Raw genomic sequence first — 13,506 nt, 5'->3', positions numbered from 1 at the left:
TCAACATAAAATACTTGGTGGCTGGTGCGTAAAAGAACTAACCAAGTTAATCAATGTTGCCCTAAAAATGTAATTGCTACTAATCATTGGTGCTATCACTAACGGATGTGACTAACATCAACAGGCTTAAGTACTGATATTATTTATCTTTATACTTATTAAGCTTGTTAACGTGTAGGTCAGTAAACCCTTGCGGAGCTGCTTTGTTATACAACAGCTTGCTACACAGGCCAATTAGCACCTCACCCTCTTTGTACGTATAAGACCGCTTTTTTAGTCAATCTATTACAAACTGATTTATATAACGGTAATAGCAAGCCCGCCCCAAACAAGCGATGATGCCTCGCTCAATGGGCACTTCAATGGTGTTTTCTAATAGTTTCACAGCCTTAATATCAACAATCTGATGCTCAGTGCCAATGCTACTTATTAAGGTTAGTCCATTATTTGCTAGCGACTCATAGTCAACGATAAAAATTGCATGGTTATCTACGCTGACTTTAACCTTTTCAACCGGGGTGATAAGAAAATATTCATTATCAATACAATGAAGCACACTGGCAAAAAGCTTAGCAAATTTTGTCGGTAAAGGACTGGCTAAATAGAACCAATCCCCATGATGGTCAATATAAAACAATGGCTCAGTGCTACATAAATCAACTTCTGCACCTAATTGACTGGCAATACTCAATGGTTCTTCATTTTTATGTTTAGTCATTAGCAACGTGCTCATCGGCAGCAATCAGTAACTGAAGTAAGGCTTCTACTGGGTGTTTTGGCTTAAAGCCCGCAAAACGTTTCACTTGGCTACGGCAAGAATAGCCTGATACCAATATTTGGCTTTTCTCAGCGATGCTGTCTAAGGTTGGCTGCCAAGACATAGCAAACAGCTTAGATGAACGGCCCATATTATCCAGTTCATGGCCATAGGTGCCCGCCATACCGCAGCAACCCACGTTGATCATTTCAAACTCAGCGCCAAAATGATTAAATACCGCTTTCCATTCGTTGGCCGTAGCCGGTTTTGCGGTGGATTCAGTACAATGACTAAACCAACTAAATGACGCGCTGGTTTTGTCTAACGCTGGCATGAGTTGAATCGCATCGGTTAACCACTCATTAGCTAACAGTACTTCAAAATTGCCTCGCTGCGCCCCTAGCACCTCTTGATATTCATCTCGATAACAAAGCACTAACGCAGGGTCTAAGCCAACCATCGGCATATCAAGTTGATAAACTTGATTTAAAAAGTCTGCACTTGATTTGGCAGTCGCGGCAAATTTATCTAAAAAGCCTTTAATGTGTGATGGTTTACCATTGGGTTTAAACGGCAATAACACCGGCTTTAAACCTATTTTTTCTATTAATTGTATAAAACGATAAACCAGCTCAGCATCATAAAAACTGTTAAATGGATCTTGCACCACCAGTACATAATTGCCACGCTCTGATGTTGGAATACTTTGCAGCGCCTCTAAATCATAACCACGGCTTGGATGGCCATCCAGACGCTGTTTTAATGTGGGAACTGATAATGCAGGTGAATCTATATAACCAATAGATTTTTTGATAACCCACTGACTTAATTTATTTTGCGAGGCAAAATTGGTTACTTTTGGCATAGCAGCCATAAGCGGCAGAATGTCTTCAATACCTGCAACTAAATAGTCTTTTGCTGGGCGCATATATCGTTTGTAATAGATATTGAAAAATTGCGCGCGAAATTTAGGCACATCCACTTTAACAGGGCACTGCCCTGAACAGGCTTTACAGGCTAAACAGCCTTTTAACGAGTCCATGACTTCATGTGAATAATCATAATCTCGGCCAATGTGAAAGCTGTTTTGCGCTCGCTGCATAAAGCTTAAAGGTTTAGATTGAGCCAGTGCCTCTACATCAACGCCCTCTGCCTCCAGCAGCCTTAACCATTCCCGCATCAAGCCACTTCGGCCTTTAGGTGAATGGATCCGATCGCCGGTAACTTTAAATGACGGACACATGAACGAATAGCTACTGTAGTTAAAACATAAGCCATTACCATTACAATTCATTACATCAGGAAATGCATCACGGACTTGAATCGGAATTTGTCTATCAAAGGTGCCGCGCTTAACGCTATCAACATTAAACATCATTGGGCCACTGCCTTTAGGCGCGACTAGTTTGCCCGGATTTAATCGATTGTCAGGGTCAAATAAGCCTTTAACCTCTTCAAGTTCGCCATATAGTTCATCACCAAATACGGCTGGTCCATATTCACCACGCACCCCTTTACCATGTTCGCCCCACATCAAACCGCCATATTTAAGCGTGAGTTCAGCAACTTGATCGGATAACACTTTTAGCAGCTTTTCATCCGCTTCATCGCACATATCAAGCGCGGGACGCACATGCAGCACTCCTGCATCAACGTGACCAAACATGCCATATTGCAATTTATGGCCATCTAATAAGTCCCTAAACTCCATGATAAAGTCAGCTAAATTTTCTGGCGGTACGGCAGTATCTTCGGCAAATGGCAGTGGTTTTCTGCGGCCTTTAGTTGCGCCTAGCAAGCCTACGGCTTTTTTACGCATGGCGTAAATTTTATTAATACTGGGCTTATCTTCAGTAATTTGATAACCCACAACCCCAGCTTGTTCGCTAGCCAATTGTGCCGCCAGTGTTTTTTCAAGGGCAGCAATGCCTTGCCTAATATCAGCCTCATCCCCAGCGAATTCAACCATATTGAGGCCTTCAATGGTTTTATTGGGTACTGATTCAATGAGGTAAGACACTGAGTGCCAAATAATATCTTCACGGGCCAAATTCAGCACTTTTGAGTCTATGGTTTCGACCACGGTGGCATTGGCTTCAACCAATGATGGCGCGTGACGCAGCGCTGATTCAAACGAGTCATATTTAATATTTACCATCATCCGCGTATGTGGCAATGGGGTGATATTTAATTTGGCCTCTGTTAATACCGCCAGTGTACCTTCAGAGCCTGCAAGTATGCGTGATAAATCAAATTGGCTTAAATCATCATTCCATACATGTTTTAGATCGTATCCGGTTAAAAAACGATTTAATGGCGGAAACTGTTTTAGAATAAGCTCACGCTTGTCGCGGCAACGCTTGGCAATCGTGCTAATAATATTGGCAGCAAAGCTATTGGTGTTTACGGATTGGGACTCTGACTGATTTAACGCCTCATCTGCCGCTATTGGTGTGCTTGAAAGCACACTACCATCAACCAATACGCTGGTAAGGCCAAGGACATGATCAGATGTTTTACCGTAAACCAGTGAACCCGCACCCGATGCATCAGTGCTGACCATGCCGCCAACCGTTGCACGATTAGAGGTTGATAAATCTGGACTGAAAAAGAACCCATGTGGCCTAAGGGCATCATTAAGTGCATCTTTTACCACACCAGCTTGTACTCTTACCCAGCCTTCTTCTGCATTGACTTCCAGTACTTGATTCATGTGCCTTGAGACATCAAGTATTAAGCCGTGGGTCAGTGATTGTCCGTTAGTGCCAGTACCGCCACCACGGGCACTAAAAGTCACTTGTTTATATTGAGGGTCAGCAGCTAATGTCATCACCAGCTCAACATCCGCCTGAGTGAGAGGATAAATAACCGCTTGGGGTAAAAACTGGTAAACAGAATTGTCGGTCGCTTGAATTAAACGCGCACTATAACGTTTATCAATTTCGCCAGAAAACGAAGATGCTTCGAGCGCATCAAGAAAGCTTAAGTAGATGGGTTCTAATGTCTGTTGATGTGATAGCAGCGGTAACATAGTCAATTTCTGTTTATAATAATTTGAGTTCATTATAAACAAATATTAAACAAAAACACTGGCATTAGGCCCTGTGTTAAAAAAATTCAGCACTTTTACGTAATAATCTCCCCATGCTTAAATAACAACAATTGACTTCAACCCTGATATTAAAAACACAAATTAGCAATAACTAATTTTGCTGGAAAAACAACCAATCCTCTGCTATATTTTTATAGTTACCTCATAATTTATCAATTAATTTAGTCAATCTTTCTTTATAGATTCAACCATCATTATTGATTATTTTTGAAGTAAAAAGCCAAGGAATGGGCGCGTTAGCTCAAGGAAAGAGTTTGTTAACACTTCACTTTTCTGCATCAGAGCAAACTATCGCTTATACAGCCTTTATATAGCGTTTATATAGCGTTAACTACATTTAGGATATTTTATATGAAAAATTATTTATCTTTAATCATGACGGTAGGTGTTTTAGTTACTTTTAGTTACTTTTAGTACTGTTGCCAATGATAACAACAGTACTCAAAAGACAAACCAAGATAACTATGCGCAAAATGAACTGCTGAAAGATCTTAGTGATTGCTACGTAAAATTTGACTTTTTAGGCAAAGACACGAGTGCAATTAAAAATGCATTAGGCCTTTATGAAGATCAAGACCAAGTAAAAATGTCTATTAATAAATATAACAGCCGCTTTTATCAATCCATGGCATTGGGAGTCGATAGCACTGATCGAACCCAAGTTGCTCGTGGATGTGCAAGAATTAATCAAAGAGCGGTCTCAATAAACGAATATGTAGCCAATAACATCATTAAGACTGCAAACTAAATATCTGAGAGTAGCCTGAGTATTAGTAAGTTATAAGCACATTACCTTCTGTTTATAACTTACTATCATTCCGAATAAATATTCGGCTCATAGTTCAATTTGAGTAGGCAAGGAATAACACCATAACTCGTTTCATGAGTTGGTTGTTGGTTGTTTAAAGTACAACGATCAAACATTTTATCAAAAAAATATAAGGAGATATATTTTGAAATCAAACATAGCTTTAGGTCTATTTTTCATTGCATTAGCTACTTTTAGTGTTAATTCATATAGCGCTAGAGATGTTGACAGAACCAACAATCAAGCAATAGCAGCAGACCAATTCTTAAATGAATTATCTGAATGTTTAGAATCCCGTGACATGTGGGGTAAAACCACAGCATCGATTAAAGGGGTATTAAATCTTTATGAAGACCAGAACAAAGTAAGAGTGACAATAAACAAATATCAAGGCCGCGTTAGAAGTTACTCTCAGCTAGTGGCAAACCGATGTGTAGCAGTAAATCAAAGAGCAGTCTCAATACACGAATATCTAGCCAATAAAACCCATAAGACGGCAGAGTAATTGCCTGAGTTTATCTGAATATTAGTATGTTATAAGCACTATTATTTGCGCTTATAACTTACTCTTATTCCTAATAAGTATTCTACTCATCTACTCATATTGTCAATTTGTGTAGGCAAGTAATAACGCCATAACTCGTATCATGAGATGTTGGTTGTTGGTTGTTGGTTGTTGGTTGTTGGTTGTTGGTTGTTGGTTGTTGGTTGTTTAAAGTACAACGATTATACATTTTATCAAAAAAATATAAGGAGATATATTTTGAAAATAAACATAACTTTAGGTCTATTTTTCATAGTATTAACCACTTTTAGCGTTAACTCATATAGCGCTAGAGATGTTGACAGAACCAACAATCAAGCAATAGCAGCAGACCAATTATTGAACCAACTAGCTCAATGTTATGTATCCGATCGTGACTATAAAAATATAAATACAGATGCGATAAAAGGTGTCTTAGATTTTTATGAAGATCAGGATAAAGTAAGATTGGCAGTCAACAGTTATAGAGGCCGAAATAGAGGCCAATATTGGGCAGAAAACTATACACAGATTGCAAACCGATGTGTAGAGGTAAGTCAACAAGCCGTTTCAATACACCAATTTTTAGCAAAAAAAATACACAGCCAGACTCATTAATATTTAATTAATAATGTTTACAATAAAAAGCCATACTCAGTATGGCTTTTTAATGTCTAGGATAAAAATGGTTATCCGATATTTTTATCCTTATTAGAAAATCTGTAAGCATTAATAGTCAGGAAAGTCTCTTCAATACTCAATGGATAGACTTAAAATTCAGAAACAAAAAAGCCGCTAAAAGCGGCTTTTGTTCAAGTTGGCAAATTAGTTAACCAAAAACTAACTTTTCAAGCTTATTTAGCTTCTTCACCTGCTAGGTATAACCAGGTGTCGATAACGGTATCAGGGTTAAGTGATACGGTATCAATACCTTGTTCTACAAGCCATTGTGCAAAGTCTGCATGGTCAGATGGGCCTTGGCCACAAATACCCACATAAGCACCTTTCTTTTTAGCGGCTTTAATCGCTAATGAAAGTAACGCTTTTACTGCTTCGTTACGTTCATCAAACAAGTGACTGATAATGCCAGAGTCACGATCTAGACCCAAGGTTAACTGAGTCAAATCGTTAGAACCGATAGAGAAGCCATCAAAGTGCTCTAAGAACTGGTCAGCTAATAATGCGTTTGAAGGTAACTCACACATCATAATAACGCGTAGACCATCTTTACCACGCTCTAAACCTTGCTCTTTTAATAATTCGATAACTTGCGCGGCTTCATCAACGGTACGAACGAATGGGATCATAATCTCAACGTTCTTAAGGCCCATATCATTACGCACACGTTTAATTGCTTCACATTCTAGAGCAAAACAGTCACGGAACGATTCAGAGATATAACGACTAGCACCACGGAAGCCCAACATTGGGTTTTCTTCTTCAGGCTCGTAACGGTCACCACCAACAAGGTTAGCGTATTCGTTAGACTTAAAGTCTGACATACGTACGATAACTTTCTTAGGATAGAACGCACTACCAATGGTTGCGATACCTTCCACTAGACGAGCGACATAGTACTCAACTGGTGATTCGTAACCTGCAATCATTTCATTGATTTCTTGCTGCAGCTCAGCAGGTTGTGAATTAAATTCAAGCAGCGCTTTAGGGTGAATACCAATCATGCGATTGATAATAAACTCAAGACGCGCAAGTCCCACACCTTCATTAGGTAAACGGGCGAAATCAAATGCACGATCAGGGTTACCGACGTTCATCATGATTTTCATTGGTAGTTCAGGCAAGGTATCAACACGGTTAGTAATAACTTCAAACTCTTGCTTACCATCGTAGATGAAACCGGTATCGCCTTCAGAACAAGATACAGTCACTACTTGGCCATTTTTGATACTGTCAGTAACATCACCACAACCAACAACTGCAGGAACCCCAAGCTCACGCGCAATAATTGCTGCGTGACAAGTTCGGCCACCGCGGTTAGTGACAATTGCGCTAGCGCGCTTCATGATAGGTTCCCAATCTGGATCAGTCATGTCAGTAACGAGTACATCACCTGGCTCGATTTGATCCATGTCTTCGATAGAGGCTAGCACTTTAGCTACACCAGTACCGATTTTATGACCAATCGCGCGTCCTTCTGAAACAACAGCACCTTTGGATTTTAAGTGGTAGCGTTCAATTAATTGCACGTCTTCACGGCTACGAACAGTTTCAGGACGAGCTTGAACGATATATAACTTACCGTCGTTGCCATCTTTTGCCCATTCGATATCCATTGCACGGCCATAATGTTGTTCAATGATCACCGCTTGCTTTGCAAGCTCCATCACTTCTTCATCATTAATAGAGAAAGTGCCGCGTTCAGCTGCTGCAACATCTTCGATTTTAACTTGCTTGCCGTGAGAAGCATCATCAGAGTAAACCATCTGAATCATCTTGCTACCGATATTACGGCGCACAACGGCTTTATGCCCTTGCGCTAAAATTGGTTTGTGAACATAGAATTCATCAGGGTTAACAGCGCCTTGTACTACCATTTCACCTAAACCAAATGATGAAGTGATAAAGACAACGTCGTTGTTACCTGATTCAGTGTCCATGGTAAACATCACACCAGAAGACGCTTTATCTGAACGTACCATGCGTTGTACGCCAGCAGATAATGCCACACCTTGATGCTCGTAACCTTGGTGAACACGATAGGAAATTGCGCGGTCGTTAAATAGCGATGCGTAAACATGCTTAATCGCAAGCAGTACAGCTTCAAAACCTTTAACGTTTAGGAAAGTTTCTTGTTGACCCGCAAACGAAGCATCTGGCATATCTTCAGCTGTTGCTGATGAACGCACTGCAAATGAAGCTTCTTGAGTCTCGCTAGAAAGTTGCTCGTAAGCTTCACGAATCGCATCTTCTAGTTCTGGTTGAAATGGGGTGTCGATAACCCATTGTCTGATCTGCGCACCAACTTTTGCAAGTTCGTTTACATCATCAACATCAAGGGTTGCCAAGATGTCGAAAATTTTCTGGTTAACACCACTTTGCTCTAGAAACTCATTAAATGCATGAGATGTAGTCGCAAATCCGCCAGGTACTTGAACACCGGCATTAGCCAGGTTACTGATCATTTCACCAAGTGACGCGTTCTTGCCGCCAACCTTGTTTACATCACCCATGCCTAATTCTTGATACCAGAGTATGTATTGCTGCACAGTTATCTCTCCACAAGTTTATTTCAATGGCCCCTTCACACGAGGGCAGAGGCATTCTACACTCCCCCTCAACAACCGTAAATGTATAATTTTATTTGTAATTTTATTACTACAAGAGGCTGAAATGACACCAAAAGTATTCTATATCTCAGATGGGACCGCGATCACAGCAGAAGTATTTGGCCATGCTGTCCTATCCCAATTTCCAGTTGATTTTGAAGCACTTACAATTCCATTTGTTGACAGCATTGCTAAAGCTGAAAAGGTAAAACAACAAATCAATGATAGTTTTATTACAACAAGCTTAAGACCCGTTGTGTTCCATTCCATCGTAAATTCCGACATTCGCGATATTATTTTCTCCAGTGAAGGTTTAGATTATGATTTTTTGAACACCTTTGTTTCGCCATTAGAACAACAACTGGGTATAAAAGCTGCGCCGGTGATCAACCGAACTCACGGTAAAAGCACGACTAACGAATCTTATGATAATCGTATTGATGCGATTAATTTCACTTTAGATAATGATGACGGTCAAACCATGAAACATATGGATAAAGCTGACATTATTTTGCTAGGTGTTTCTCGTTGCGGTAAAACGCCATCGAGTTTGTATCTTTCTATGCAATTTGGCATTAAAGCAGCAAACTACCCTTTTGTTGAAGATGACATGGATAATCTCAAGTTACCTGAAGCGTTAAAACGTAATAAGTCCAAATTATTTGGCTTAACCATTGATCCCCAACGTTTACATGAAATTCGCCAAGGCCGCATGGAAAACAGCCGCTATTCATCACTAAGACAATGCCGGATTGAAGTGAAAGAAGTAGAAATGATGTATAAAAAAGAACGGATCCCGTTTGTTAATACCACATCTCATTCTGTAGAAGAGATTTCAGCTAAAATCCTCGATATTACCGGGCTGAAGCGTCACATGTTTTAATTTTAATGTCGCTGTGGTTATTTAACTGTTAAGCCGAAAATGTGAAATTCATAACATTTTCGGCTAACTTATGTGAATAAAATGATATCAGTTCAAAAACCTGCATGATTTGTCCGTGTCTAACGCCTGCTAATTAGTTATAATCTCGAGCAATATGATGTTAATTCATCGCAAACATGCTCGGTAAAGTGAATGACTATTAAAACAGACGAACTACGTACATCCCTTTTATGTAAGGTTATTTCTCCTGCGCAACTCGCATCTGAATACCCACTGACGCAAGATGCTGCCGATTATTTAGTTGAGCAACGTCATGAAGTTGAAGCCATTATTGCTGGCGAAGATCAACGTTTATTGGTCATCATTGGTCCTTGTTCAATACATGACACCGACGCCGCTTTAGATTACGCCCAGCGGTTAGCCAAACTTCACCATGAGTTAAAAGACGACTTATGCATTGTGATGCGGGTTTATTTTGAAAAGCCGCGTACTATTGTTGGCTGGAAAGGATTAATCTCAGACCCTGATCTTGATGGTAGTTTTAGCCCAAACAAAGGCTTACGTATGGCGCGTCATTTACTTCAGCAAATCACTGAATTAAAACTGCCTATTGCCACTGAGTTTTTAGATATGGTCAATGGTCAATATATTGCCGATTTAATTACCTGGGGCGCTATTGGTGCCCGCACCACTGAAAGCCAAATTCACCGTGAGATGGCGTCGGCTTTATCTTGCCCTGTTGGCTTTAAAAACGGTACTGACGGCAACATTAATATTGCAGTAGATGCTGTTCGCGCCGCCCAAGTACCACATATATTCTATTCACCAGATAAAGATGGTGCTATGGCAGTTTATCGTACACACGGTAACCCGTATGGCCATATCATTTTACGTGGTGGTAAAACCCCGAACTATTCAGCCGAAGATGTTGAAATCGTCCGCGCCCAGCTCGAAACCGTTGGCGTAACCCAACGTATGGTGGTTGATTTTAGCCATGGTAATAGTGAGAAAAAACATAAAAACCAGCTAAAAGTTGCTGATAGCATCATGGCGCAAATGCGCGCTGGCAGCACTGCGGTTGCAGGGATTATGGCAGAAAGCTTTATGATTGAAGGCAACCAGAAAGTCGTTGAAGGCCAGCCATTAACATACGGTCAAAGTATCACTGATGCTTGCCTGCATTGGGAAGACTCAGAAAAATTATTACGTGATTTAGCCCAAGCCTCTAAAGAACGTAAAGCACTTTTAGCCAAATAACGGCTCAAGTATTAACTTATAAAAAAGCCAGTTAGGGTAACCTAACTGGTTTTTTTATCGCTTTAACTTGTACTGACGTTAACTCACTTTTTGTGCCGACGGCTCCACTGCTTGTAAACAAGGAACATTGGTATAAGCGGGATCGTCATCTAATGAGCTTAATGATAATTGCTGAAATTGTTCATGTACGCTCATAAAGCTCTCAACCAACCTTGGATCAAAATGTTTGCCCTTTCCTGCAACTATCACTCTTACCGCTTCATAATGACTAAAGGGCTTTTTGTAACACCGTGGTGAAGTCAGCGCATCGTACACATCCACTAGCGCGACTATTCTTGCAGACAATGGGATCTCGAGACCTTTTAGCCCTTTAGGGTAACCACTGCCATCCCACTTTTCATGATGCCCACCAGCAATATCACGGCCCATTTTTATAAAACTGCATTGAGGCGCAAATTCAATTAGAGAATCTAACACTTCTGCGCCAATCACTGGGTGAGCTTTAATATTTTCAAACTCTTCAGGGGTTAGTCGACCCGGTTTTAATAAAATAGCATCGGCAATCCCCACTTTACCAATATCATGTAATACAGCTGACAGAGTTATTTCTTCTACAAATGAGCCAGTTAACTCATTAGGCGCATCTTTGTCTAACCCTCTTTGGCTTGCCAATAACGCGGCATAGTGCTGCATACGTAATAAATGAGCGCCTGTTTCATTGTCGCGATATTCTGCCAATTTGGCTAAACCAATCACAGTTGCTCTTCTTGAAGTTAATGTTGACTGTAACGAACTGAATAATTTTTCTAATAAATAACTGATAGAAAGCGTAAGAATGGCATTAGCTGCCACAAAATTAATGCATACAACCGCCCAAATAATACTGTTGTAGCCTTCAATACTCGGCCAAGGCAACCAATTATAATGACCGCAAATACCAACAATAACTAACGACATGGCATTGAGTATTTGCGCCCAATAACTGGCATTACGACCTAATAACACCCCTGTTAATGGAGGAAAAAGAAATAACCAGAAAAAACCGGCACCACTTGGGCCTATCGCCAGTAAGAAGCCTGTTCCAATCATATAGGCAAGTAAGCAACCAATGATGAATCGCAGTCTATTTGCTAAGTTGTTTTTATAAATAATCAGCAATAAGGTGGCATAAACCACTGTATTAAAGATCGCCATCGGCCATAAGCCTTGAACAATACACAAATAAACACTAGTAAAGTAAACGGGAATACAAAGGAAGGCTAACGTGGTAAATATCCGGTCAAATACCACTTTACGCCAAATGCATAATGATTCATTTGATGCGGTGAGCTCTCTTAACAAGCCTGCAAATGGTGACATACTTCATCCTTGAATCGTTCATTGGAACAACCAACCTTGCCTTTTTAAAACAAAAATATGATGCTTTAAGCTTTAAGTATTGTAGAGATAGCGGGAATAGCAACATAAATTGCCGATAAAAACCTGTTACCTATAAATAGATTTGCCGCCACAGCCTTAAACAATTATTGCCCCATGAGCTCAATGTTTTTGCCGCTAACAGCTTGCAAGTTTGACTCAGGTAAAAAAAACTGCCAGCTTAAAGGAAAATATCAAGCACAAAATATTGATTATTTAAAAGGATTTACATGAAATCATCATCATCTCTTAAAACCATAGCTGTACTTGTTAGTAGCTTACTTTTGCCTGTGACATCTTTGGCTGCTAACAGCGATTTTAATACTGCATTTAAAGATTATAATTTAGCATTAGAAAATAATGATGCGGTGTTAGAACTACAATATGCCCGGTTAGCGTTTGATTTAGGTAAGCTCAAATTTGGCGAGGATAATATTAATAGCGCTAATTTAGCCTTAAATTTAGCTACTGCGTTAACTAAAAACGCGCAAAAATCACAAGCGATGACTTTTTACCAATTGGCCTTAGATATTTATCGTACCAATGGTGACGCCATTGACGATATAGAATTAATTGATCCACTCACCTTACTGGCCGATGCCACTACAAATAACAAACAAGCAAGATCTTTACTCAATGAAGCAATAAATATTAGTGAAGACTCTGGCAATCCACTATTACATGCTAAAACCTTGATGCTGGCATTTAAACGCTTGGTGAATACTGAGTTTTATACTTCTAGAGTTAAGCAATTTCTAATTGATGCTGAAACGATATACGTGCAGCATTTACCGGCTAATTCTGCAGATAGAGTCGATGCTACCTATCTGCTCGGCTCAGTATTACTTTGGGAAAAACAATACTCTGAAGCTGAAACTAAACTTTTACAAGCCATTAAAGAGTACAGCGTGCTCGATTATGACCATCCCTTCCAGTTAAGTGCTCACGCTAAATTAGTTGAAATTTACAGCTTGCAAGATGAGCCAACCAAGGCTACCGAGCATTGCGTAGCCATTGGAAATATGACGCCATGGGAAGCTAATCAAGAGCAAACACCACTATTTAGATCTAACCCTAATTATCCCAGATCAAAGCTGATTCAACGAAAAGAAGGCTTAGTTCAATTGTCATTAACGATTGATAAAAATGGCTTTGTCACCAATCCTAAAGTGATAAAATCCAAGGGTGGGAAATCCTTTGAAATAGAAGCATTAAAAGCACTTGAGAAATGGCGTTATGCGCCAAAATTTGTTGATGGCAAACCCGTTGAAGCAGAAACCACCCTGCAACTAGATTTTTCCATCGGATAAATTATTGGACATTCTACTGTTCTTTAAAGTCAGCCATCGCTAGCCACTTGAGTTATTTATCTAGGCTAAGACAGTAATAATAGTCTCGTTAATTGCTGTCCTAGTCTAATGTTAAGTGACTAAAGTTAAGTGCCTCATGTTACTTTACTAAAG

At 39.9% G+C, this 13,506-nt stretch carries 9 protein-coding genes; 5 read left to right on the top strand and 4 right to left on the bottom strand.

The features are described 5' to 3' along the window. Nucleotides 1-277: 277 nt before the first annotated feature. Together BCU94_RS09640 and BCU94_RS09635 are read right to left on the bottom strand one after the other, a co-directional pair. The gene (locus tag BCU94_RS09640) at nucleotides 278-718 is read right to left on the bottom strand and encodes a DUF1285 domain-containing protein (protein ID WP_241904984.1); all 441 of its coding nucleotides are present in this window, start codon (nucleotides 716-718) and stop codon (nucleotides 278-280) included. Beyond that, entirely contained in the window at nucleotides 711-3,788 is a 3,078-nt protein-coding gene (locus BCU94_RS09635; protein ID WP_102476256.1) for an FAD-binding and (Fe-S)-binding domain-containing protein, read from the bottom strand. The genes BCU94_RS09640 and BCU94_RS09635 overlap by 8 nt, the downstream gene beginning before the upstream one ends. A gap of 1,034 nt (nucleotides 3,789-4,822) precedes the next feature. Here BCU94_RS09635 and BCU94_RS09630 point away from each other — a divergent pair. Both BCU94_RS09630 and BCU94_RS09625 read left to right on the top strand, forming a co-directional pair. Next, on the top strand, nucleotides 4,823-5,182 hold the full coding sequence (locus BCU94_RS09630) for a hypothetical protein (protein ID WP_102476255.1): 360 nt from the start codon (nucleotides 4,823-4,825) through the stop codon (nucleotides 5,180-5,182). Between the two features lie 258 nt (nucleotides 5,183-5,440). After that, on the top strand, nucleotides 5,441-5,818 hold the full coding sequence (locus tag BCU94_RS09625) for a hypothetical protein (protein WP_102476254.1): 378 nt from the start codon (nucleotides 5,441-5,443) through the stop codon (nucleotides 5,816-5,818). Nucleotides 5,819-6,054: 236 nt separating this feature from the next. On the opposite strand, the gene ppsA is transcribed toward BCU94_RS09625, so the two are convergent. Further along, nucleotides 6,055-8,427, bottom strand: coding sequence for a phosphoenolpyruvate synthase (gene ppsA, locus BCU94_RS09620; protein ID WP_102476253.1), 2,373 nt, complete (start codon nucleotides 8,425-8,427; stop codon nucleotides 6,055-6,057). 124 nt (nucleotides 8,428-8,551) lie between these two features. On the opposite strand from ppsA, the gene BCU94_RS09615 reads away from it, so the two are divergent. Further along, nucleotides 8,552-9,370, top strand: coding sequence for a pyruvate, water dikinase regulatory protein (locus BCU94_RS09615; protein ID WP_102476252.1), 819 nt, complete (start codon nucleotides 8,552-8,554; stop codon nucleotides 9,368-9,370). 192 nt (nucleotides 9,371-9,562) lie between these two features. Further along, complete coding sequence (locus BCU94_RS09610; RefSeq protein WP_102476251.1) at nucleotides 9,563-10,627, top strand: 3-deoxy-7-phosphoheptulonate synthase; 1,065 nt, start codon at nucleotides 9,563-9,565, stop codon at nucleotides 10,625-10,627. Between the two features lie 78 nt (nucleotides 10,628-10,705). On the opposite strand, the gene BCU94_RS09605 is transcribed toward BCU94_RS09610, so the two are convergent. Further along, the gene (locus BCU94_RS09605; RefSeq protein ID WP_102436531.1) at nucleotides 10,706-11,986 is read right to left on the bottom strand and encodes an HD domain-containing phosphohydrolase; all 1,281 of its coding nucleotides are present in this window, start codon (nucleotides 11,984-11,986) and stop codon (nucleotides 10,706-10,708) included. Between the two features lie 287 nt (nucleotides 11,987-12,273). On the opposite strand from BCU94_RS09605, the gene BCU94_RS09600 reads away from it, so the two are divergent. After that, complete coding sequence (locus BCU94_RS09600) at nucleotides 12,274-13,353, top strand: TonB family protein (RefSeq protein ID WP_102476250.1); 1,080 nt, start codon at nucleotides 12,274-12,276, stop codon at nucleotides 13,351-13,353. The last annotated feature ends 153 nt before the right edge of the window (nucleotides 13,354-13,506 follow it).

The organism is Shewanella sp. 10N.286.52.C2 (genome assembly GCF_002874545.1).
In the GTDB taxonomy this organism is placed as follows: domain Bacteria; phylum Pseudomonadota; class Gammaproteobacteria; order Enterobacterales; family Shewanellaceae; genus Shewanella.
Note: the sequence above shows the minus strand (reverse complement) of the source record. Positions and strands in the feature narration are given on the sequence as shown.